The following is a 22,900-nucleotide window of genomic DNA, read 5'->3' as shown; positions in this document are numbered from 1 at the left end:
ATGGTCTCCCACCTCCCAGAATCGGGACATGGGCACCCGGCCTCGTTGTTGCCCAGGCTCTCGCTATGGGGTGAGGATGAAGGCGAAGGGGCTGGTGGTTGGAAAGGCGTAGCCGCCGGTGACCTGGCCGCGAGCATTGATGCTTCCGGAGATGTAAAGGTCTGCGCCGGGGACGCTCACCGGGCTGTATACACCTTTTGAATAGACGAATAGCTTGTTGGTGTCACCGATCGAAGCCTCAACCAGAGCCTGACCTGAAGCGTTCACGCCGGTGGCAATGGCTGAGTAGCTGCCGGGAGGGTCCAGCGTAGTGTAGACGCCTTTGCTGAACAGGAATGAGTGAGGCGTGTTGGGATCGTACCAGCTGCCTACGATGTCGCCACGGTCATTGATGCCGAGGGGAATGGTTTCGACCGAACCTGGGACGTTGACGGTAGTGAATTTCCCATCGTGCCAGAGAAAGCCGACGAACGGGCTGTCGAATTCGTCGCGCATCTGATAGTAGCCGACGACATCGCCCTGATCGTTGATGGCCCAGGGCGTGGTGGCCCAGGCGCCAGGGTAGTCAAGCAGAGCGTAGTGGCCGCGGTAGAGAATGAATCCGTGAACCACGGTGATATCCGCGTTGGCATAGCTGCCAGCCGTGCGTGTTCAGGTTGTCGTCGTACCAATAGCCCACGGATTCGCCGCTGTTGTTGATGCCAAAGGCGTAGGAGGCGACCGCGCCGGGCAGGTCGATGGTGACGACGTTAGGGGCGTGCGCGGAGAGCTGACGGCTTGCGCCGGGCTTAATCCCTGACCGAAAAGGCATGATCGGGACCTTGCTTTTGTCAGACGCATTTGCCGGGAAAACGACCGAGGCTGTTGCCGCGAACGCTATACAAGAAATTGCTGCAACTCTGGGGAAGAAGGGAAGTTTTTTCATGCGGGGATTGTAACCCGGCTTCTCCTTAAACCCATGGTAAAAACTGAGCAAAGATGCAGCGGTGCCGCGCTGCGGATTGTCAGTCTGCGGGCTGGGCAATCGAGCTGCGCTCGAGATCGATGCGGCTCTGGAACATGGCTTTGATCTCGAGGAAGGTTTCGTCTTCGGGGTTGAACTCGGTGCTGTGTTCGACGTTGCGAAGCGTGGCTTGCAGGACGGCGAGGCGGTGGCGCGTCTTGAGGACGTCGAGGAGATTCTGGGTTTCGATACTGCTCATGGTGGGGAACCTTTGTTTCTATGGAAACACGGTTTTGGCAATTTGTTGCTGCGATGTTGGTGACGGATGTCACGCGAGTTACTGGGCTGGGAAACTGAATGCCGGTGTCACCTGCCGGGCTGGTCTCCTGCTACTTCCTTCGGAGCGGCAACCTCACCTGGGTGTATGGCGATCGATGGATCCAGACATGCAATCATATGGTTGCGTATCTTATTGCCGCTTTGGTGGGATGAACGCATGTCGTGATGAGGACGAATTTAAAGCAGGTGCCGGATCAGTTGAATTTGGGCAAGCACACTACACGGAGACGACGGCTGAGTTTCAGGGAATGCTGCTTGGCTGGAGCAGGAATGGATTCGATAGAAACGGAACCGAGCGCGGCCATGTTCTCTGAAGTTTGAGGACATGGCTCCACAAAACCAGGTGTAGACTGGTGCAGGCGCGCAGGGCGCCACCTGTCCGCGGAGAGGACTGAGTCCACCTGTGAGTGCGAGTCAAACAACAAGGTTCCTTGCGAACCTCCTTTTCACCCCTTGTAGCGGACCTGGGGCAAGCTCAGCTGGAGCTGACGCTGACCACGAAGGAGGTCCGTTATGGCGAAGCGCCACTTTCCTGTTCGACCCAATCTCGACCAACTCAAGCACCAGGCGAAAGATCTGCTGCGCGCATACCGGCGCGGAGAGGCTGACGCTGTGCAGGACTTTCGTGAACAGATGACTCCGGACTCCGGCGCCCGAGAGCGAGGCACAGGAGGCGATGCGCATTCACACGACATGAAGCTGGCGGATGCGCAGTTCGTGCTGGCGCGAAGCTACGGACTGAAGAACTGGGGGCGGCTGGTGACCGCGTGCAGGATGACGGATGCGATCTGGCGCGGAGATGTGGACACTGTGCGCGAGATGGTGGTGAAGAATCCAAGGCTCATTGTTGAGAATGCGCGCGGAGTGGAGCAGAGCAACTGGGGGCCTCCGATGTCGTATGCGGCGAACCTGGGGCAGGACGCGATTATCGAAATGCTGCGGCGACTGGGAGCTGCGGATCTCGAGCCGGCTTTCAACCGGGCATGCCTGCAGGGTCAGATCGCGACGGCGCGCAGGCTCCACGAAATGATGGGACGTCCGCGGCCGGGAGACGGTGCGCTTAACGATCCGGCGTACACGCTGAATGTGGAGGGAACTGAGCTGCTGCTTGAACTCGGCGCGCGCGTATATGACGAAGAGGAGAAGCAACTGGCGCCAGTGGCGATGGTGCTGGAGACAGACAGCAGAAACCCCGCGGCAAAGCACCGGATTCTGGAGTTGTACGCGGAACACGGGTTAGTTTATCCGGACACCCCAATGATGGCGCTGCATCGAGGACGGCTGGATCTGCTCGAGAAGTATCTGCAGCGCGATCCTGAACTCGTGCGGCGCAGGTTTGCGTGGGAAGAGATCTTTCCACCGGAGATGGGTTGCCATGACGAGGTGCTGGCGACGCATGGAACACTGCTTGCCGGGACGACGCTGCTGCACATTTGCGCAGACTATGGCGAACTCGAGATTGCTCGTTGGCTGGTGGAGCGAGGAGCAGATGTGAATACGCCTGCGGCGGTGGATGCGGATGGCTTTGGCGGCCATACGGCGCTGTTTTCGACGGTAGTCTCCCAGGCGAATTTCTGGACGAATCATCACGGGCGAGAACCGGAGGCGCCGTTCACGCGGTTATTGCTGGAGCACGGGGCGGATGTGAATGTGCGCGCGTCTCTGCGGAAGGAGCTGCATCCCGGATACGAGATTCCGGGGGTATTCGAGTATCGCGATGTGACGGCGGTGAGCTGGGGAGAGAGGTTTCACTTTAGAAAGCTGGTGAACCAGAAGGCGGTGGAGATGATTCGGGAGTGTGGAGGGGTGGAGTGATTTCGGCCTTGAGACAGGCCAACATTGTTCCGGATTGCAGTGCCCGCTGTGTCCCAATCGGGACAACCGTTCGCGGAATGGGTGCGTTGGAGAAGCAGAATGAGGGGGAATTTGGTGGACCTGATCGGGATCGAACCGATGACCTCTTCCATGCCATGGAAGCGCGCTCCCAGCTGCGCCACAGGCCCACTCAGGTGGGATACAACTCCTCTATTGTCTCTGCTTTGAATCGATTCGTCAATTTAGGCCCGGGAGTGCGGGAGATCGGGCGGAAGTGGTGCCGTCTCGCGCGGAATGTCTACCTAGGGGACAAACACAGCCCGGCCTCATGCCCCGGGTAGCGTAGAACGTTCTGGAGCTTCTGGGCCTAAGTTGTCCTGAATGCGGCCGATAGCACGGAAGTGTTCCGTGACCGGGAACACTTTGGGGGTGCTCCGGTGTCTAAGAGAATAGGCGCGCGGGGCAATCTCAGAAAGCTTCGCACCCTGCGCGCGGGATTGTAAGGCTATTCGACTGGTTGTTTGGGGCCGGGAGTTAGCCGAAAGCCGAATGCACTTGGGCATGAACTCTGTTGAGAGATGCCAAGGGTGGCGTTGATGCGGTAACGTGGGGGGAACTGAATTGCAGGCGGATCTCACCATGGGAAATGTAGCAAGCGCGCTGGTACTTCAACCCGACGAAGCCGCACTGATCGCTGAGTTGCAGGCAGGGTCTGAAGAGGCGTTTGCGTGGCTGATTTCTCGTTATCATCAGCCGATCTACTCGCTTCTTGCGCGCACGCTGCACGATCGGGCTGACGCGGCCGATCTAACACAGGAAGTTTTCGTCAAGGTTTTCCGCGGCGTAGGCAGGTTCCATGGGGAGTCTTCTCTGCGGACGTGGATTTACCGGATTGCGCTGCATGAGGCGTCGAATCAGCGTCGCTGGTGGATGCGGCACAAGCAGCAGGAAGTGCCCATCGAGCAGGAGATCGGCGACGGTAGCTGCGGCTCGTCAATGAAGTTGAAGGAGACGCTGGTCGATCCTGGCGAGTCTCCGTTCGAGATGGCGCTCCACGAGGAAAACAGGGCGCGCGTTGAAGCAGCGCTCAGTCAGGTCCCGGAGCCGTTCCGGACCACACTTATTCTCCGGGATATTGAAGGATTTGTTTACGAAGAGGTAGCTGAGATCCAGGGGGTGAATCTCGGCACGGTGAAATCACGGCTCGTGAGGGGACGGGCCCTTTTGAAGGCCATTCTGGAGGAAGCTCGATCGGCCGACGCAGCGGCATCGCGCCGGGGATTCGAGGTTTCCCTGAGAGAGGAGGCGAGATGAGCGACTGCGGCTCCATCCAATCGAAGTTCTCGGAGTATCTCGATGGCCGGCTGACCGGGCACGAGATGCAGAGCATCGCCGCCCATATCGATGATTGCCGGGACTGCTCAAGCGAGTGGACCGGGCTGAAGAAGGCGCAGAAAGCACTGGCCTCTCTCGGTCCCGTGCCTCAGCCCCCGGATCTTCTGTTGCGCATTCGCGTGGCGGTGAGCCAAGAGCGGGCACGCAGCCGTAGAAGCTTCATTCAAAGCTGCAGGCTGGCTTGGGATAACACCGTCGGTCCGTTTGTTCTGCAAGCGGCGGCTGGATTCGCGAGTGCGGTATTGCTGCTGGGAACAGTAACGGTGCTGGTGGGGATGTTTACGCGACCGGAGATGGCGCATGGGGCCGACGAGCCGCTGGGGATGGCCACTTCACCTCACTTCCTGTACCTTTCTTCCGCCGTGAGCAGCAGCGACCAGATCCGCGAGGTTAGCTCGCCGGTCATGGTCGAGGCTTACATCAACGGCGAGGGCGAGGTTTACGACTACCGCATCGTCTCCGGTCCTGTAGACGACAAGACCCGGGCGCAGATCGAAAACCTGCTGCTCTGGAGCCACTTCGAGCCAGCTCGCTTTTTCGGGCAGCCGGTGCGCGGATTGGCAGTGCTGTCGTTCTCGGGGGTTTCGGTTCGGGGATAATCCTGCTGAGGCATGAGAAGGCCCTTGCGGTTTCCGCAAGGGCTTTTGTTTTTGGCAGGGAACGAGGTGACCAGGGAACAAGGGAACAGAGGTACGAGTGTATTGGGGCGTGCGGAGCGGGTTAGGACGAATGTGGGGCGGGTGGAGTCCAACAATTGTGCGTGTCTCTGATACTGTCCGGGCCGGACGCGGGGCCATCAGATGCCGTAGACTTCATGCAAGGTTCCTGTTCATGTCGTTAAGCCGTTTCTGCAATTTTGCCAGCGCTGTTTTTGCTGCTGTGAGTCTTCTCCTCGGTGCGGGCGTTCCTTCGGCGGTTTCTCAGTCTTCGAGCAACCAGCAAAGCTCCTCTTCGCAGCCGCTGCAGGAGAAAAACCCGACCATCGTCGATCCGGCTGGCCCGACGATTTCGCTGATTCCATCGCCGCAGCTGTTCTTTATGGCGGCGGCGCTTAACGCTTGCGGTTACGATGAGGGCCTCGAGGACAGCGCACCGGTACGCAAGCATGTACGGGACGAGATGAATGCCGCTCTGACGAAGAGCGAAAATGCCCGCAACAAGCGTGACAAGCTGTGCCTCTATATTGCTCAGCACCGGCTTACGGGATCGCAGCACGATGTTTCGCAGTATGTATCTCTGGCTCTGTATTTGAGCCCGCCGCCGGCGCTCGAGACCACGGTCGAGCTGCCCGAGATGCCGCCTGATGCTACGCAGGTAGCGGAGATCGTGCCGCTGCTCAAGGACTTTGCAGAAGCGATCGACCTGAACGGAATCTGGCTGTCGGTACGTCGAACGTATGACGAGGAGACCAATAGCCTCCACGATCCGCTGTCGAAGATGATCGTGTCGACGAACCTGTATCTCAAGATGCCGGCCTCCACGTATGTGGATCGCCGGTTTGTCGTGGTGATTGAGCCGATGCTCTCGCCGAAGATGGTGAACGCCCGCGTCTACGGGACCGACTACGTGGTCGTGCTTTCGCCTGTGAACGGGAACATCGATATGCAGAACGTGCGCCACGTCTATCTGCATTACACGATTGAGCCGCTGCTCTATTCGCGTACAAACGCTATCGACCGGATGCAACCGATTCTCAAGGAAGTACGCGAGGCTCCGCTGGAGTTCCGGTATCGCTCGGAGACAGTGCCGCTGGTGGTGGAGTGCCTGATCAAGGCCATCGAAGCGCGAACGATGAATACGGGGATTCCGGACTACAAAATTCCGGCGGGCGTGGACCGTTCCGAGCTGCCTCGCTACGAGCGCGAGCGGATCGCCACGCAGCAGAAACAGGAAGCGGTTCGCGTGGCATCGGTTCAGCATGATATGAAGCAGGGTTTTGTGCTGACGCAATACTTCTTTGAGCAGCTGACTCAATTTGAGAAAAACCCGGCCAGCCTGCGCGACACCATTGGGGAAATGGTCTACGGCATGGATGTGGAGCAGCAAGTGCATCGCGCGCGGCAGACGGAATTCGACCAGAAGGCAGATGACGACGTCCTGCAGCAAAGCAAGCCACGCGCGCTGACCGGTCTCGATCTCGCGGAGGCAAAGCTTGCTGCGGGTGATATGGCCACGGCAAGCGCGATGGCGCACAAGGTGCTGGCAAGCAAGACAGACACGCTCGATTCCGTTGCCCAGGAGGCGCGAGCCAATTTCATTCTGGCGCGGGTTGCAATTGCCACCGGGAAACCGGAGGAGGCAATCGACGACTTCCAGAAGACGATCGCCACGAGCAAGGAGCCGCGGCTGCTTGCGTGGTCCCACATCTACCTGGGCCGGATGCTGGACTTGGAGTGCAAGCGTCCTGAGGCGGTCAGCGAGTACCAAGCGGCGCTTGCGGCGCGCGACGGCCAGCAGGATACGCGCCTTGCTGCCGAACGCGGCGTGAAGGCCGCGTATATCGCGAAGCAGGGCCATACCTGCGAAGAGGATGCTGACGGGCCGGATACGCCGCCAGCCAACCCAGGAGCGCCTCCTGCGCCAAACCAGCCGAAGCCGCAGTAAGTGGATGCTACCGGGATGTGAATCCAGCGGCACACTTGCTGCTCTGAGGCGACGTTTACGCGCGATATGACGGTGATTGCGCGCATCCAACCTGTTTGAGCTTCTCACGTCGTTTCCAGTGACGGGGAATCAGGCTAGGTGAGCTTCTCCTGGAGGTTGAATGCGTAGGCGCGACTTCGTCCGCGCGGTGCTTGCTGTAGGTGCTGCGCCCAAACTCTTGCTTGGGCAGCAGGCCGCCGCTCCGCCACCTCCGCCCGCGCCGGTGCCGTGGCTGCTGGGACTGAATGCGAAGACTCCGATGCCGCAGGTTGCGGCAGCAGAAGAGGTAGCCGCTGCGCAGCTACGGTTCTTCTCGACGCAGCAGATGGCGACTCTTGCTCGTTTGAGCGACGTCCTGATGCCGCCGGTTGGCGAGAAGCCCGGTGCGCTGCAGGCACGGACTCCCATGTTTCTGGATTTCCTGATCGGCAGTTCATCGGGCGATCGCCAGAAGCTCTACAGCAGCGGGCTGGAGTGGCTGAATGGGGAGTCGAAGAAGAAGTACAACACGGAGTTTGCGCGCCTGACAGATCAACAAGCGGGAGAGTTGCTGAAGCCGTGGATGCGCACGTGGTTGAACGACCATCCACCGACGGAGGAGCACGCGGACTTCGTGAACATCGTGCATGACGACATTCGGACGGCAACCGTGAACTCGCGGGAGTGGTCAGCGGCTCCGGAGAAGGGCAGGGAACCGCGAACAGAGGAAGAACTCTACTGGTCGCCGATCCAGCCTGATCTTTCGCCACAGAGCGGCCGTGCATTGAGTGTGCAGCCGCATGTTCAGGCGGTACCACCGTCGAAGCATCGAATTCCTTCTTACCAGCGGTGAAGTTGTCCTCGCCCTTAAGAAACAAGAGAGATAGATCGAGATGTTGACCGAGACTTACGACGTTCTGATTATCGGGTCGGGACACTCGGGCGGGATGGCCGCCAAGATTCTGACGGAGTACGGTATACGCTGCATCATGCTCAATGCCGGACCGGTCGCCGACGTAACGCGCGATGCGCAGCACAAGCATGCTTACGAATTGCCGTATCGCGGATTCCGTCCGCCCGGGCAGATCGAACATGTATTCCAGTCAAACGGTTTCAATGCCAACGTGTGGGTGGATGAGCGCGAGGTGCCGTATACCTCGAAGGAAGACCAGCCGTACAACTGGGTACGGGTCCGGCTATTTGGCGGGCGATCGCTCTTCTGGTCGCGCCAGTCGTTTCGGCTGAGCGACTACGAATTCAAGGCAAAGTCGCACGATGGATTCGGCGAGGACTGGCCCATCAGCCATGCCGACCTTGCGCCGTACTACTCGCGGGTGGAGGGCATCTTGCGGGTGATGGGCGCGCAGGACGGCGTGCCTCAGTTGCCGAACGGAAATTTTATTCCGGATGATGCGCCGTGGACTTTGGCGCTACAGCGTTTTATCGAGGTCACGAAGCCTCGCGGCATCCCGGTTTGCAAGCAGCGACGGGCGCTGGGCCGCGACGGGCTTGCGAGCTCGGTGAATCTGCTGCTGCCTGATGCTGAAGCAACAGGAAAGCTGACGTCGGTGGCGAATGCCGTGGTGCGGGAACTGACGGTGGACAAGAACACGGGACTTCCGAATGGCTGTAACTTTGTCGATCGGCTGACGCATCGCGAGATGAGCGTGAAGGCGCGGGCGGTGGTTCTTGCAGCGGGGACGTTGGAGAGCACGCGCATTCTGCTGAATTCCAATCTGGCTAATTCAAGCGGGGTTGTGGGGCGGTATCTGATGGACCAGGTGTATGGGCCCGGAGTGCTGGCGTCAGTGCCGCAGGCGCGCAGGGGAAACATCAACGCATGGATGGGATCGGCGGCGATCGTTCCGAGGTTCAGAAACATCACCTCGAAGACTGACAAGTTTCTGCGTGGCTACGCGATCAACACGACGGCATCGGTCGAGGCGGTCCCGGCGCGCAATTTCGCTCTGTATGGAGCGGAACTGCAGCGCAAGCTCGATGAGTACTTCGGCAGCGGGTTCTATATGACGATCATGGGCGAGGTGCTGGGGCGGTACGAGAATCACGTTCGCATCAACAAGGATCGGAAAGATGCCTGGGGTATCCCCGTGCTGCATGTAGATACGAAATACACCGACAACGAATTCAACATGGCGAAGGATGCTGTGGATACTGCGTGCGAGCTTGCTGATGCCGCTGGATTCGAGATCCTGTCGAAGAACGACAAGCCGAACCCGCCGGGGTACAGCATTCACGAGGTGGGAACCTGCAGGATGGGGGATGACCCGAAGAAGAGCGTGCTGAACAGATTCAGCCAGAGTCACGATCACAAGAATTTGTTTGTGGTGGATGGCGCGCAATTCACCAGCGCGGGATGGCAGAACCCTACGACGACTATCCTTGCGTTGTCGATGCGAGCTTCGGAGTATCTGGCAGGAGAGATGATGCGGCAGAATATCTGAGCATGGAAAAGGGGAGCGGAAAGAGCGCTCCCCTGAATGATTCCGGTCAGCTTAGATAATCGATATCCGGTTCATAATCGGTTCAGAAACGAATTTCCGGACCAAATGTCACACGTAGATTGTTATAGGCTCCGTTATTGAAATAGATCTGGTCGCCGGCTTCGAGACGCAGGCCAATTGGACCGAAGAAGCCCTCGATGCCGCCGCCAGGGTACGCCGCGAAGTGCGTCGTGCCGCCGCCGAACTGGTCGAGAGAGTTGCTGAAGGTCTGCCCTGAGGCCGTCGTTGTCGAACTATGGCTGAACTCGGTGAATCCAACCTTGCCGGTAACAAAAGCGCGGAACGGGCCTGAAGTGCCGAACTGGAACTTAGGTCCGAAGAGACCCGTCAATGGACGCGTACGAGTGGACACAGTGGTGCTGCCCACGCTGCCCGAGTTTGTGCCGGTATTGATCGTGGTGTAATTCTTCACGAAGTCGTAGTTCATCTCGGCTTCGAGAGCGATGTTCGGGTGTACGTTGAATCCGACACGAGCGCCAAGTCCGAGGAAGTTGACTGCGGCTGCGTGCGCCGGGTTCACGCGGAACATATCGCCGTAGACGCCGACTGTTGCGTGATTCAGGTCCCATCTGCTGTGCGGTGGGTTCTGTACGTATTGTGGCGGAGGAGACGTGCTTTGATCCTGCGCTTTGAGGGCTAGGGGGAGTGCCAGAGCAGCGATCAGTCCGGCACAGCCGAGAATGCGTTTCATGAGGTGTGCTCCCAATGTTGAGTTATCCTCGTCCACAGATTGCTCCGTGCGCACGAGAAGCGTTCGCGAACATCACGTGCGGTGTGAACCGCAACGCCCGAACTCGTGTCTAGATGCCTGGGAACCGCAGCAGGTTGGCACGCGGAAGGGTTGCCTGCGGTCGTCACATTCGTCCCTAGACTTGCGCCGAACAGCAGATTCAGCTGTTTAGACACTGTGTCCCTCTGCCGGAGCAGTGGGATGCTCCGCTTGGAATGCACACCACGTCTAAGGAATAATCGGGTAGAGACTGAGCTGCAGCGCTGCCTACAAGGCCACGGCGCTGGATCAGCTCGGGCATTTGTGCTGCAGAGGGTATGTGGAAGCAGTATTGGCGGAATTGGAGTCTGCGCTTGGGCACGAATTTGCGAAGCCCGAGTTGCTGATCTGCGCCCTTACGCATCGTTCCCTGGTAAACCAGCAGCTGCAGTCTGGACCGGACGATTCGCGCAGGCTCGCGAGCGACAATGAAAGGCTGGAGTTTCTGGGGGATGCCGTCCTGGGGCTAGTCGTCGGAGAGGCGCTTTTTCTGAGCCATCCCGAGTGGCAGGAAGGTGAACTGACGCGCGCGCGCGCGCAGCTGGTAAGTCGGCAGCACATGGCACGCGTAGCGGAGGCGCTCTCGCTGGGCGAGTACCTGCGGCTGAGCCGCGGGGAAGATCGCAGTGGGCTGCGTCGGAAGAGCACAGTACTATCCAACACGATGGAAGCGGTGATCGGAGCGCTGTTTCTCGATGGGGGCCTCGAGACGGTCCGCGCTTTTGCCCGTCGATACATCATCGGAGATGCTGTAGAGAAGCTGGCTGAACAGCTGCGATCCGGCGCGGCCTTGGGCAATTACAAATCGGCGTTGCAGGAGAGACTGCAGGCTGAACGCGCCGGCGCTCCGGTGTATCGCGTGAAGAGCGAAAGCGGTCCGGACCATCGCAAGCGCTTCCTGGTCGAGGTGAGGCTGAAGCCTGCGGAGGGAGAGCCCGGCAAACCGCTTGCGCGTGGAACCGGCACGACCAAGAAGCATGCGGAGCAGGACGCGGCGCGTAAAGCGCTGGCGAGACTGACGGGTTCGGCAGCAGCCACCGCCGACGAAGACGCAGATGCAGGGGAGGAAGGGACGGAATGAGTGCTCCAACTCAGACTCCAGCGCCTCCTACGCACAGGTCGCACGTGTGGGAGCACCTGCCGACAGTTCCCGAGGCGCTGGCTTCACTGATGCGCACGGTCGTGGTCGCGCTGTTTCTGCTTACATTTGTGCTTCAGCCATTTCTGATTCCTTCCGAGAGCATGGAACACACGCTGCTGGTCGGGGATTTCCTGCTTGTGAACAAGCAGATCTTTGCGCCATCGGGTGGAGCGCACAGCATCGCCCATCTGGTCATGCCGTATCGCGACGTACGCCGCGGCGACATTGTGGTGTTTCATCACCCCGATCCACCTTACCTCGTGAAGCGTGTGGTCGGGGTACCGGGGGATCACATTCGTATCGATGCTGGGCGGGTGACGGTGAACGGAACGCAATTGAGCGAGCCGTATGTAGCATTCGAACCGGTGGCTCCGAACCAATTCGGTGAAAACTTTCCAACCAGCATCTATACCGATCCGAATGTGGATCCGGCCTGGTGGCGTGAACTGCAGGCTTTGACCAGAAATGGCGAACTTGTGGTGCCAGCCGGCGAGTACTTCATGCTTGGTGACAACCGCAATCACAGCAAGGATTCGCGGTTCTGGGGATTCGTTCCGCGCTCAGAGATTATCGCCCGTCCGCTCGTGATCTACTTCTCACTTCGGCGCCCATCGACAACGGATGTGCAACAGGCCACGGATGATAGACTCGGACACGACAGGGAACTTACGGCACGCCTTGCGGCTTTTGCGCGCTGGAAGCGCATCTTCCGCGTTGTGCATTAGCGGCCGAACACCTACCGATAGAGCGACAGGATGAGCACAAAGAATACGCCGCCAGCCAATGCACAACCAGAAATTGAGCCGGTTCAAGGTGAGAAGCAGGAAGAAACTCCGTTCGAAGCGGCGGCCAGTATCTGCTCGGTGCTTGTAGTGGGGCTGTTCATCCTTACTCTTCTGGCGCAGAACTTTGTTATTCCCTCCGGCTCGATGGAGAACACGCTTCTGGTCGGCGATCATCTCGTTGTCGATCGGATTACCCTTTCGCCACCCACGAAGTGGATGCCCCTTGTCCATTACCGGGAGCCAAGGCGCAACGATATCGTTGTCTTCATCAAGCCAGGGACGATCGACGGTGATGGTAAGCCGACGATTATGTATCTGGTGAAGCGCCTGATCGGAGTGCCTGGCGATCACATTCATCTGCACAACGGGATTGTCTACATCAACGGGCAGGAGCAGCATCAGCCGCATGCCCAGCCCACCACACCGGCGAACTACACGCCGTTCAACGACGAGTTCCCATCGATCCCGCCTGAAGGCAACGGCGATCCGAATACCGGTATTCCGGATGCGTGGGCGAACGAGTTTTCGAGCCATGTTGTTGACGGCGACCTGGTGGTGCCGCCGGGCAAGTACTTCATGATGGGGGATAACCGTCACGACAGCCTCGACTCTCGCTATTGGGGCTTTGTGCCCCGGGAGAACATCATGGGCAGGCCACTTTTCAACTACTGGTCGTTTGTGACGCCCGAGCATCAGCAAGATGAAACCGGGATCGGCAATAATATCGCGTGGATCGCGCACGTAGCGCTTCACTTCTTCACTGACACGCGCTGGAAGCGCACGCTGCACGTGACTCGGTAGATTCGAGAGCGGCAGGGGAGCTTCAGATCAGAACGAACACCATGACGGAAGAGGCGCAAGGCCGGCAGCAAAGGCGGTCAAGGCTGTGGATGCCGGCTCTGGCATTGACCATCCTTGTCGCCATCGTTGTTCTTCCGCCGCTGTTCAGCATCAACGGATACAAGTCTCGTATCGCAAGCGCGGTATCGGCGTCGCTCGGGAGGCCGGTACATCTATCAGGAGTAGAGTTACGCATATTGCCGCGACCTGGGTTCGTGATCACGGATCTGACGGTGCAGGAAGATCCTGCTTTCGGGGCGGAACCGGTGCTTCACGCAAACGAGGTAAAGGCGGCTATACGCCTGTTCTCGCTCTGGCGCGGAAGGCTGGAGATCAGCCGCATCAGCGTCGATGAGGCAAGCCTGAACCTGGTACGCACTGACGACGGCCGCTGGAATATGGACGGCCTCTTCCGGAATGCGGCGCAGACTGAGGCGGGCAAGTTGAAGTCGCACCCGCAGCCTCTGCCATATCTGGAGGCAACAAACTCGCGCATCAACATCAAGAAGGGGATCGAGAAACTTCCGTATTCCTTGCTAGGCGCGGACATGTCCTTCTGGGAAGACGTTCCCGGCGAATGGCGGGTTCGCTTGAAGGGACAGCCGGCGCGCACGGATGTGAGCCTGGAACTGGGTGACACCGGCATCGTGCAACTCGAAGCCAGTATGCGGCGCGCGCCGGAACTGAGGCTGATGCCTGTACATGTTGAGATGGAATGGCGGCAGGCGCAGCTTGGGCAGCTCAGCCGTCTGCTCATTGGAAGCGATCCAGGATGGCGCGGCGATCTCACCGCCGAAATGAAGCTTGATGGTACGGCGGAATCGGCACAGGTGGCGACGCGGCTGCGCGCTGCAGGTGTACATAGAGCCGAGTTTGCGCCGGCCGAGCCGCTGGACTTTGATGCGAACTGCAACCTGGTTTATCGGCACTCAGCACGTGCTATCGAGAAGCTTGCGTGCAATTCGCCTCTGGGCAATGGAAAGCTCTTGATCGAAGGCAACCTGCCCAGTAACGGCCAGCCAAAGCTTTCTGTCCAACTCGACAAGATACCTGCGCAGGCGATTCTGGATGGTCTCAGAACGGTGCGTAACGAACTTGGCGCTGGGCTGGAAGCCGCTGGAACGCTGAGCGGACGGCTTGACTACGATGGCGTTGTGCCCTCGGCTCCGAATCCGGTGGCCGTGCCGCAGAGCCGATCGCGTCGAGTCAGGAGCGTTGCGATACCGACTGCAATCGCAACTGGGCCTTTGACGGGCAGCATTGTTATCGATTCGCTGCGCCTGAGCGGTGGAAGCCTGAGCCAACCGATCGCGATCCAGAAGGCTTCACTCGAGCCTGCGCTGGCGGACGACGGACAGAGCGAGTACCTTGCGGGATCGTCGACGATCCCTGCCGGTGCGCCAACGCCGCTTGCTGTCTCTGTCAGGTTGACGCAAAGCGGGTATCAGGTCGGGGTGAAAGGCGCCGGGACACCGTCGCGGCTCCGACAGATTGCGGAGGCTGCCGGCCTGAAGGAAGCAGGCGCGCTGGACGCGATTGCCGGGGATCCGATAGCTCTCGATCTCTCCATTGGAGGGCCGTGGCTGCCGGCTCCAGAGATACTGCTTGCGGCGAGCGCCGGTGTGAGTGCGGTACCGGTTTTGGGTGGCGCTGCTATTCCAGCCCAGATCATTCCAGATCGCCTGAACGGCACGGTGACGCTGCACAATGCGAACTGGAAGACCGACTCTCTTGCAACCGCGGTGCAGATTCCGCAAGCCGTTCTCCATCTCAGTGGCGGAGCGAAAACATGGGATCCAGTCTCGTTCGAATACGGGCCTCTGAAGGGTACCGCTCGCGTGGTGATCCCGGTGTGCGACGCCGACGTGCCGTGCACTCCAAAGGTGACTCTGGCCTTGACGGCGGTCGATGCGGCGGAGCTGCAATCGACTCTGCTCGGCGCTCCAAAGAAAGGCACGCTGCTTTCGTCGGTAATCTCCCGAATCACCTCTTCGTCTTCCGATCGCAAGTGGCCCGCATTTGAGGGAACGGTGAAAGCGGAGTCGCTCACACTCGGACCTGTGACGCTGGACAATGCCGTCGCCGAGGTGAAAGTCACGCCTGCCGACGCCGAATTGACGACGCTCAGCGCTGAATTGCTGGGCGGCGAAATCCATCTCACCGGAAAGGTCGAGAATGCGGACAAGCCGGTGTATTCGCTTGATGGGCAGGCGGAGGAAATCGAGCCTGCTGAACTCTGCAAGGTGTTCGAGCTCAAGTGCACGGGCCGTCCGATCGATGCCAGCGGCAAGGTGCAGCTCGCGGGATTCACGGACACCGATCTTGGATCTTCGGCGAAGGGCACGCTGCACTTCGATTGGAAGAAGGGCGGCGTGGCCGGTCGCAGTTCCGAAGAAGAGGAGCCGGTTCCTCCGAGCCTCACGCGTTTCGATGACTGGGCGGCAGACGCGGAGATTGGAAACAACGGCGTCACGCTTGGCGAGAACAGCGTGAAGACGGGAGCGCGCAGTTCGACGGTGAAGACGACTGTGCGATTCGGCGATCCGCCGCGCGTCAACTTTGGCACGCCGAAGACGGCCACGCCGAAGAAGTAGTCGGCGGCTTCTGGCAACTCATTACAATCAGGGCATGGCACCCAAGTCCGTTCCTTCCCCTGTCGAGATCCGCTGCAAAGGCGTGCTGTTCGACATGGACGGCATTCTGATCTCGTCGATCGGCTCGGTGGAGCGCAGCTGGACGAAGTGGGCAGAGATGCGCGGAGTGGATCCGGAGTTTGCACTCAGAGTGGCGCATGGGCGGCGAGCGATCGAGACAGCTGCAATGCTGCGACCAGACCTGGACAGTCGAGATGAATTAAAGCTGATTGAGGACATCGAACTCGCTGATGGCGAGGGGCTCGCGGTTCTTCCGGGTGTGCTGGATCTGCTTGCAGCTTTGCCTGCCGATCGCTGGACGGTCGTGACGAGCGCGACGGAGAGGCTGGCTCGACAGCGGATGGCACAGGCTGGACTTCCGGTTCCCGCGCGGCTGATTACGGCAGACGATGTGGAGCAGGGGAAACCCGATCCCGCGCCCTATGTCGCAGGAGCTGCGCTGCTCGGAATTCCACCGGAAGAGTGCATCGTGTTCGAGGATGCGGAGTCGGGCACGCTGGCAGGACGCGCTGCGGGCTGCACAGTGATTGCGACGACGTTCTCGCACGAGGTGGAGTCGCTTGCGGCGGCACACTACCTGATCGAGGATGTGACCGGAGTGCGGGTGAGGACTTTGGCGGGAGAACAGGGGATGGAGCTCGTGTTCACGCCGCTAGCCAGTGATCAGTGATCTGTGAACAGTGGTCGGTGATCGGTGAACAGTGATCAGCGTCTGAGGGCCCCCGCCCCCCTCCCCATATACCTTGTGAGCAAGTCCCCTCGTTTCTTTGGTTTGCAGTAGGGCGGCGTCTGCAAGTGTGTCCAGCGATTGAGTTTAGCTGTAAGTGTATCTTGCGGCGGTACTTAGAGGATATTGCGGTTCCTGAGGTCCCCGGAGGCGCGCCTGTTTCTCCCTTCCATGTCGAGCTCGTGTGCGATGCAGTGCGAGCTTTGATCCGATTATGCGCTTTTGCATGGAAATAGACTGCAAGGGAAATGGTGATGGTGGATACAGGTGGCGAGGTGACGAAGGGCTTCAGATGCCAACCACTGTCTTCTATTCGTTGGCTTCGATGCGGCGGCCGTGGGTGTCTTGCAGGGGACGGGAGTTCAGGCGGAACAGGTAGGTGTAGGCGCGGATCTGGTCGAGGCTCACGCTGATTTCGTTTTCGAGCACGAACCAGCGCACGCCTTCGGTGCAGGGCGGAGTGGTCAGGGAACCTGCGTAGGTCCAGTAGCCCTGATCGGCGGGAAGAAATCCGCGAGGGTTGACCATGTCGGTGACGTTCTCTTTGGCTCCGGCCTTGGGCAGGTGAGGCCAGAGCATGGCAAGCACCGCGTTGGGTGCGCCGCGGTCGAGCGCCATGCGAACTTCGATGACCGCCATCTTTCCATCAGAACTCTTGTGGAGCAGCTCGACGTCCATGTCGGTGAGCTTGCCATTCACTGCTGTTTCGCTGGGATGGTGAAATTCGAATTGCTGCAGGTCGTAGCGAACGCCATCGGCAACGATGTAGCTGCCGGGCCTGACATGCGCAACGATCAGGTTGCCGGTATTCTCGAGGTCCAGGGATGCACCGATGTAATGAAATTCGATGGGCTGCAGCTTCTTGTTTAAGTGCGCGCCGTGGATGTCGATGGGCGACTGATCGCGGCCCTTGGAGCAGGCCTGGTAAGCGGGATCGAGCTTTCCCCAGGCGAGAGGGCCGGTTTTGCCGGCGTAATCCCACTTGGCGCCCGACTGCGCGGCGGCGCAGGCGCTTCCCAGGACAAACACGATCAAGGATGCACAAAGGCGCATGAATCAGATCTCCTGCTAGCTGTTTAGACAACAGAAAGATTTTAAAGTACCTCGCCGCCTCCGATTTCTCCGCGATCGGAAACAAAATCCCGGAACGGCTCGAGATGCGGCAGGGTAGACTTGAACGGAAAACCCCGGCCCAGGCTGCGGGCCGGTGATTCAGCAGTTCGAGTGATCCCGAGAGGACGCTTCAGCGAGATGGAATCGACGAATCCCCTGCGCAGAGCGCCGCGAAAATCGGTCATCATCTTCCTTCTCGCCGTCTTCTTTACTTTCGGCGTGATGGCGCTGGCGAACGACATCATGGCCGTAGGCCGGCAGCCGGTGATCAAGCTTGGGATTTCGCTGGTTCTCTCAGGGGTGTTCGCTGTTTCCTATGCGGCGGGCGGAATCTCGCTGCGCAAGAAGTTCTTCTTCCTGTTCGTGCCGCTGTTTGGGTTTCAGGTCCTCCTGATGGGTTACATCGCCCACGCGTTCCCGGACGCGAAGGCAACTCCGCAGCTTGACGCGGCTCAGACGAGCAGGCTGCAGAAGCGGCTGATTTTCGACGGCATTGCGATGATCGTTACTGTGTCGCTCGGTTATGCGGGCTTCGTGCATGTCTTCGTCCGCGAGACGCGGCGGCATATCCAGGCGCAGGCTGAGAAAGCGCAGCTTGAAGCTGAGATGGCGGCTGCTCGCGAGGTGCAGAGGCTGATGCTGCCGGAGGAAGCGGAGACGTTTCCGGGCTACCTGGTTGACTTTGTATACCGGCCCGCTCTGCAACTGGGCGGCGACTTCTTTCAGATCCTGCCGGATGGGAGCGATGGATTCCTGCTGGTGCTCGGCGATGTCGCGGGCAAAGGGCTGGCGGCGGCGATGCATGTGTCGATGCTGGTTGGCGTGATCCGGAGTGTGGCTCTTGAAACGAGGGATCCGGCGATTGTTCTCAAGAAACTGCACGATCGGCTCGTTGGGCGGACGTCTGGTATCTCGACTGCGCTTGCCGCTCATGTTTCGGCGAGCGGGGTGGTGACGATTGCGAATGCGGGGCACCTGTCGCCCTACCTGGACGGCCGGGAGATCGAGCTTCCGGGAGCGCTGCCGCTTGGAATTGCAGAAGGCGGCGACTACAGCGCGGTTCGTTTTGAGCTGACGCCCGGGGGGCGGCTGACGTTCTACTCCGATGGTGTTGTGGAGGCGCAGAGCAAGACCGGTGAGCTGTTCGGGTTTGATCGCGCGCGCGCGATTTCAGGGGAGGTGGCGGACGCGATCGTTGAAAAGGCGGTCCAGTTCGGTCAGGCGGATGACATCACGGTGGTGACGATCAAGCGGCTGGCGAATGTGGAGGGGCCAATGATGAGCGTGACGAATGCGGTCAGGCCGGCGTCGGCGTAGGGGACGAAAAAGGGGCTGAAGCCCGCGGTTTTCTCGAGCTGGGGTGGCACGACTGAACAGGTTGCTGCGCCGGTCTTGCCAGGACTGATCGAAACCGTCCCGCAGCGGCTAAAGGCGCGCTCTATTTGCACCCGTTGTCGGCACAGATAAATCTGTGCCCTTTCAAAACCCAGCAGTTTCGGACTTTTGCAGCAAGCTGTGAAGTCGTGCCTTGAAGTCATGCTCCGGAACGAAAAAAGGACTCCTTGCGGAGTCCTTTTTCGAGCTTGCTGAAGCGAGGTTAGCGGGCGTTTGCGGTTGCGGCGACGCCGGACTGTTCGGAGAGCTTTGCGGCCTTGTCCGTGGCTTCCCAGGTGAACTCCGGCTCGGTTCGGCCGAAGTGACCGTAGGCCGCCGTCTGCTTGTAGATGGGGCGGCGGAGGTTGAGGCTCTCGATGATGGCCTTGGGCGTGAGCGAGAAGTTCTTTCGCACGAGCTCGGTGAGCTTTGCCTGGCTGATCTTTCCGGTGCCGAAGGTGTCGACCAGAACGCTGACAGGCTCGGCAACGCCGATGGCGTAGGCGAGCTGAACCTCAGCCTTGTCGGCGAGGCCGGCAGCGACGATGTTCTTCGCGATGTAACGGGCCATGTACGCGGCCGAGCGATCGACCTTTGTCGGGTCCTTGCCCGAGAAGGCGCCGCCGCCGTGACGACCCGCGCCGCCGTAGGTGTCGACGATGATCTTGCGGCCAGTGAGGCCGGTGTCGCCCATAGGACCGCCGATGACGAAGCGGCCGGTTGGATTGATGTGGTACTTGGTGTGCTCGTCGAGGAGCTTGGCGGGAAGGACAGCCTGGATGACGTGCTTGAGAACGTCGGAGTGGAGCTCGTCGTTGGAGATCGTCTCGGAGTGCTGGCTGGAGATGACGACTGCGTCGATGCGGGCTGGCTTGCCGTTCTCGTCGTACTCCACGGTGACCTGGCTCTTGCCGTCGGGGCGGAGGTAGGGGAGCTTGCCGTTTTTGCGGACGATGCTGAGCTGGCGGGTGAGCTTGTGGGCCAGTGAGATGGCCGCGGGCATCAGCTCCGGGGTCTCGTTCGTGGCGAAGCCGAACATCATGCCCTGGTCGCCGGCGCCGCCGGTGTCCACGCCCTGAGCGATGTCACCCGACTGCTTGTTGATGGTGGAGATCACGGCGCAGGTGTTGGAGTCAAAGCCGTAGAGGGCATTGTCGTAGCCGATGGAGGCGACGACGCCGCGGACGAGGCTCTGGAAATCGACGTAGGCCTTGGTGGTGATTTCGCCGGCAATGACGACCAGGCCGGTTGCGGTCAGGGTCTCGGCGGCAACGCGGCTGTAGGGGTCCTGTTCGAGGCAGGCGTCCAAGATGGCATCGGAGACCTGATCTGCAATCTTGTCGGGATGACCTTCTGTCACCGACTCAGAGGTAAACAAAAAACGATCGCTCAACTTCGCATTCCTCCCCTTTTGAAGGGCTTAAGGTAGATTGCCTGCCGCGAATCGGCTTGTGAGGGCAGTTGCAGCGGAAGACAAGGCGCATCGGCGGACCGAGGTCGCACCTACACATTGTCTATGGTAACTGCGGCAAGGCTGCGGGGGCAAAGAATGGCAGGGAATGGCGATTCATGCGCACCCAGAGGAGCAATGCGGCGGGTCAATGGGAGAGGCGAGGGGACAGGGGAAAGGGATTAGAGAACGGGGCGGAACCCCTGGGCCGAGGCTGCTTGGATTGCCGAGGGTCGGCGATCGATTAGTGTTTCAGCCAGGAGGCGAGGTGGGATACGACGGCTTCGGCTTTGGCGGGGACGGGGACGACGGAGCTCCACCAGCCGGCGCGGACGCCTACGTAGCGGACGGTGAGGTAGCCGGCGACGGCGACGATGGCGACGAGGACGGCGGCGCCGATCCAGCGGAGGCGGATTTCCATGGCCTCGCGGCGCTGAATGCGCTCTTTGCCTACGTTGGAGGCGAAGGTGGCCCAGCCGTTGTCGGGGGTATCGACGGTGAGGCCGATCTGGTGTGTGGCTTTGAGGAAGCGGTCGGTCCAGTCGCGGGTGTCGAGGCCGAGGGCGCTGACGTAGCCGCGGACGATGCCTTTGCTGAGGATGCCGCCGGGAAGCTGCTGGTAGCGATCCTGCTCGAGCGCGACGAGGTGGCGCTGGCTGATCTTGGTCACGGCAGTGATCTGCTCGAGCGCGATACCGCGGGAGATACGCTGCGATCGAAGCTCTTGCCCAAAAGTACTCATTTGGTAACCAGTTTCGCAATCATAGCCCGGAGCTTATACGCAGGCAAGTTACGAAGGACATTTCAGCTATGAACCAAGAATATCACCCTTAGTTATCACCGAGCTAGGGGGAGCAGAAGTGCTGTGCGTCACTCGAAACTGTGCAAAAAAGGCTTCGGGTCGGTGCGGGGCTTCTAATGGCTGAATTGGCCGAGGTTAATCGTGGAAAGGGGTGCAGGGGCTGAAGCCCAAAGGTTTCGGTTGCGGCGTTCGGCACGACTAAAGTCGTGCACTGACGCTTCTTGCTTCGGCGATGAGCTGTTGCGACTGAAGTTTCGCTCTTTCAGAACGACGCTGTCTTGGATTTCAAGTAAGCAGTGAAGTCGTGCCCTGGTACAAAGCTGCTCAAGGCTCAGTTTTCCAGCAAGCCGGGAGGTCGAGTGCACTGGAACAGGGCTGGTAGGCTTGATCTGAGGGCCGATGCTCGCTGGAGTGTTCCGAGAGATCCGATGAACAAGCTTGTCATTGCCAATATTTTGCAGAGGCCGGTGCGGTCGCTGATCAGCATCACGGCTGTCGCGATTGAAGTGATCATGATTCTGTCGATCGTGGGCATCTTTATGGGGATGCTGAACGACAACAAGCAGCGGACGAACGGCATTGGAGCAGACCTGATGATGCGGCCGTCGAATGCAGCGGCGATCAACGGGATGGGCGGCGCGAGCATGTCGCTGAAGACCGCGGACTATCTGCGGGGCCTGGCTCATGTCGCGGTTGTCTCGCCGGTAAATATTCAATTTTCGATGGGCAGCTCCGTGGAGAACATCTACGGAATCGACTTCGAGAGCTTCGACAAACTGCGTCCGTTTCAGTTTGTGGAAGGCGGGAAGTTCGAGGGGCCTTACGACGTGATCGTCGACGATGTGTTTGCGCGCAGCAAAAAGGGCGGCGGGTATCACGTCGGCGACAAGATCGAGATCTTCAATCATGATTTTCGGATCTCGGGCATTGTGGAGGCGGGCAAAGGCGGGCGAAAGCTGTTGCCGCTGGACACGATGGGAGATCTGACGGGGAGTTCGGGGAAGGCATCTGTCTTCTTTATCAAGTGCGACGATTCGGCGAACGAACAGACAGTGATCGATGAGATCCACAAGTCGCCGGGGCTTGCGAATTATCCGGTGTGGACGATGCGGGAGTGGCTCTCGATGATGACGCCGGAGAAGCTGCCCGGATTCAACCTGGCGCTGGATGTGATCACGGTGATTGCGGTGATTGTTGGATTCCTGGTGATCTTCCAGTCAATGTATACGGCAGTGCTGGAGCGAACGAGGGAGATCGGGATACTGAAGTCGCTTGGGTCATCGAAGCTGCAGATTGTGGGCGTGGTGTTGCGTGAGACGGCGGTGATGGCGGTGGCGGGCGTAGGGCTGGGGATTGGAGGCACGTACCTGATTCGCACCATCCTGCTGCACTCGACGACCATGCACTTTGAGATCACGGGACGGTGGCTCGCGCAGGGCGCTGTGATTGCGTTTGCGGGGGCGTTGATCGGAGCTGTTTATCCGGCGTGGATGGCCTCACGGAAGGATCCGATCGAGGCGCTGGCTTACGAATAGGGGCCGGCCGGTGGTCTGGAGTAGCGTTATGGCCGCCGGGTTTGCTGATGCGAGCCGGATATACTTTGTGTAAT

20 protein-coding genes and 1 tRNA gene are annotated in these 22,900 nt (G+C 59.7%); 13 read left to right on the top strand and 8 right to left on the bottom strand.

The genetic code is table 11. From position 1 onward, the window contains the following. Window positions 1-63 precede the first annotated feature (63 nt). Genes DHV10_RS22960 through DHV10_RS22955 form a run of 3 tightly spaced genes read right to left on the bottom strand, consistent with a single transcriptional unit; the run spans window position 64 to window position 1,202 of the window. Complete coding sequence (locus tag DHV10_RS22960; protein ID WP_109488763.1) at window positions 64-612, bottom strand: hypothetical protein; 549 nt, start codon at window positions 610-612, stop codon at window positions 64-66. Continuing rightward, the gene (locus DHV10_RS27345; RefSeq protein ID WP_162601813.1) at window positions 566-1,024 is read right to left on the bottom strand and encodes an alpha/beta hydrolase family protein; all 459 of its coding nucleotides are present in this window, start codon (window positions 1,022-1,024) and stop codon (window positions 566-568) included. Before DHV10_RS27345 ends, DHV10_RS22960 begins: the two co-directional genes overlap by 47 nt. Continuing rightward, window positions 1,005-1,202 carry a hypothetical protein gene (locus DHV10_RS22955; protein WP_109488762.1) on the bottom strand — a complete coding sequence of 66 codons (198 nt, stop codon included), beginning with the start codon at window positions 1,200-1,202 and terminating at the stop codon, window positions 1,005-1,007. Before DHV10_RS22955 ends, DHV10_RS27345 begins: the two co-directional genes overlap by 20 nt. Before the next feature lie 593 nt (window positions 1,203-1,795). Between DHV10_RS22955 and DHV10_RS22950 the strand changes: the two genes are divergently transcribed. Then, a complete protein-coding gene (locus DHV10_RS22950; RefSeq protein WP_109488761.1) occupies window positions 1,796-3,097 on the top strand; it encodes an ankyrin repeat domain-containing protein in 1,302 nt (433 codons plus the stop codon). A gap of 112 nt (window positions 3,098-3,209) precedes the next feature. Here the strand turns inward: DHV10_RS22950 and DHV10_RS22945 are convergent. Beyond that, a tRNA-Ala gene (locus tag DHV10_RS22945) sits at window positions 3,210-3,285 on the bottom strand. Window positions 3,286-3,736: 451 nt separating this feature from the next. On the opposite strand from DHV10_RS22945, the gene DHV10_RS22940 reads away from it, so the two are divergent. From DHV10_RS22940 to DHV10_RS22920, 5 genes are all read left to right on the top strand, one after another. Further along, window positions 3,737-4,411: an RNA polymerase sigma factor gene (locus DHV10_RS22940; protein ID WP_109488898.1), complete on the top strand. Its 675-nt coding sequence runs from the start codon at window positions 3,737-3,739 to the stop codon at window positions 4,409-4,411. Further along, window positions 4,408-5,091: an anti-sigma factor family protein gene (locus DHV10_RS22935; protein WP_109488760.1), complete on the top strand. Its 684-nt coding sequence runs from the start codon at window positions 4,408-4,410 to the stop codon at window positions 5,089-5,091. The genes DHV10_RS22940 and DHV10_RS22935 overlap by 4 nt, the downstream gene beginning before the upstream one ends. A 232-nt stretch (window positions 5,092-5,323) precedes the next feature. Beyond that, complete coding sequence (locus tag DHV10_RS22930; protein WP_109488759.1) at window positions 5,324-7,096, top strand: tetratricopeptide repeat protein; 1,773 nt, start codon at window positions 5,324-5,326, stop codon at window positions 7,094-7,096. Between the two features lie 160 nt (window positions 7,097-7,256). Continuing rightward, window positions 7,257-7,967 carry a gluconate 2-dehydrogenase subunit 3 family protein gene (locus DHV10_RS22925; protein WP_109488758.1) on the top strand — a complete coding sequence of 237 codons (711 nt, stop codon included), beginning with the start codon at window positions 7,257-7,259 and terminating at the stop codon, window positions 7,965-7,967. A 40-nt stretch (window positions 7,968-8,007) separates the two neighbouring features. Continuing rightward, window positions 8,008-9,576: a GMC oxidoreductase gene (locus DHV10_RS22920; protein ID WP_109488757.1), complete on the top strand. Its 1,569-nt coding sequence runs from the start codon at window positions 8,008-8,010 to the stop codon at window positions 9,574-9,576. A gap of 82 nt (window positions 9,577-9,658) precedes the next feature. Here the strand turns inward: DHV10_RS22920 and DHV10_RS22915 are convergent, their stop codons facing one another. Then, window positions 9,659-10,327, bottom strand: a complete 669-nt coding sequence (locus DHV10_RS22915; RefSeq protein ID WP_109488756.1) for a hypothetical protein — start codon at window positions 10,325-10,327, stop codon at window positions 9,659-9,661. Window positions 10,328-10,685: 358 nt separating this feature from the next. Here DHV10_RS22915 and rnc point away from each other — a divergent pair, with 358 nt between their 5' ends. From rnc to DHV10_RS22890, 5 genes are all read left to right on the top strand, one after another. Further along, the gene (rnc, locus tag DHV10_RS22910) at window positions 10,686-11,486 is read left to right on the top strand and encodes a ribonuclease III (protein ID WP_109488755.1); all 801 of its coding nucleotides are present in this window, start codon (window positions 10,686-10,688) and stop codon (window positions 11,484-11,486) included. Next, window positions 11,483-12,271 carry a signal peptidase I gene (gene lepB, locus DHV10_RS22905; protein WP_109488754.1) on the top strand — a complete coding sequence of 263 codons (789 nt, stop codon included), beginning with the start codon at window positions 11,483-11,485 and terminating at the stop codon, window positions 12,269-12,271. Before rnc ends, lepB (DHV10_RS22905) begins: the two co-directional genes overlap by 4 nt. 30 nt (window positions 12,272-12,301) lie before the next feature. Then, window positions 12,302-13,132: a signal peptidase I gene (gene lepB / locus DHV10_RS22900; protein WP_109488753.1), complete on the top strand. Its 831-nt coding sequence runs from the start codon at window positions 12,302-12,304 to the stop codon at window positions 13,130-13,132. 89 nt (window positions 13,133-13,221) lie between these two features. Then, on the top strand, window positions 13,222-15,765 hold the full coding sequence (locus DHV10_RS22895) for an AsmA family protein (protein ID WP_162601812.1): 2,544 nt from the start codon (window positions 13,222-13,224) through the stop codon (window positions 15,763-15,765). Window positions 15,766-15,799: 34 nt separating this feature from the next. After that, window positions 15,800-16,495, top strand: coding sequence for an HAD family hydrolase (locus tag DHV10_RS22890; RefSeq protein WP_109488751.1), 696 nt, complete (start codon window positions 15,800-15,802; stop codon window positions 16,493-16,495). Window positions 16,496-16,861: 366 nt separating this feature from the next. Here the strand turns inward: DHV10_RS22890 and DHV10_RS22885 are convergent, their stop codons facing one another. Then, on the bottom strand, window positions 16,862-17,605 hold the full coding sequence (locus DHV10_RS22885; protein WP_109488750.1) for a carbonic anhydrase: 744 nt from the start codon (window positions 17,603-17,605) through the stop codon (window positions 16,862-16,864). Between the two features lie 198 nt (window positions 17,606-17,803). Here DHV10_RS22885 and DHV10_RS22875 point away from each other — a divergent pair, with 198 nt between their 5' ends. Next, window positions 17,804-18,982, top strand: a complete 1,179-nt coding sequence (locus DHV10_RS22875) for a PP2C family protein-serine/threonine phosphatase (protein ID WP_109488748.1) — start codon at window positions 17,804-17,806, stop codon at window positions 18,980-18,982. Window positions 18,983-19,262: 280 nt separating this feature from the next. On the opposite strand, the gene metK is transcribed toward DHV10_RS22875, so the two are convergent. Then, window positions 19,263-20,432, bottom strand: a complete 1,170-nt coding sequence (gene metK, locus DHV10_RS22870; RefSeq protein ID WP_109488747.1) for a methionine adenosyltransferase — start codon at window positions 20,430-20,432, stop codon at window positions 19,263-19,265. Window positions 20,433-20,733: 301 nt separating this feature from the next. Then, window positions 20,734-21,231 carry a helix-turn-helix domain-containing protein gene (locus DHV10_RS22865; protein WP_109488746.1) on the bottom strand — a complete coding sequence of 166 codons (498 nt, stop codon included), beginning with the start codon at window positions 21,229-21,231 and terminating at the stop codon, window positions 20,734-20,736. 488 nt (window positions 21,232-21,719) lie between these two features. Here DHV10_RS22865 and DHV10_RS22860 point away from each other — a divergent pair, with 488 nt between their 5' ends. Continuing rightward, window positions 21,720-22,826 carry an ABC transporter permease gene (locus tag DHV10_RS22860; protein WP_109488745.1) on the top strand — a complete coding sequence of 369 codons (1,107 nt, stop codon included), beginning with the start codon at window positions 21,720-21,722 and terminating at the stop codon, window positions 22,824-22,826. Window positions 22,827-22,900: the final 74 nt, after the last annotated feature.

The sequence above is a fragment of the Occallatibacter savannae genome (genome assembly GCF_003131205.1).
Classification (GTDB): Bacteria; Acidobacteriota; Terriglobia; order Terriglobales; family Acidobacteriaceae; genus Telmatobacter; species Telmatobacter savannae.
The sequence above is the reverse complement of the archived record's forward strand: the minus strand, read 5'-3'. Positions and strand labels throughout refer to the sequence as shown.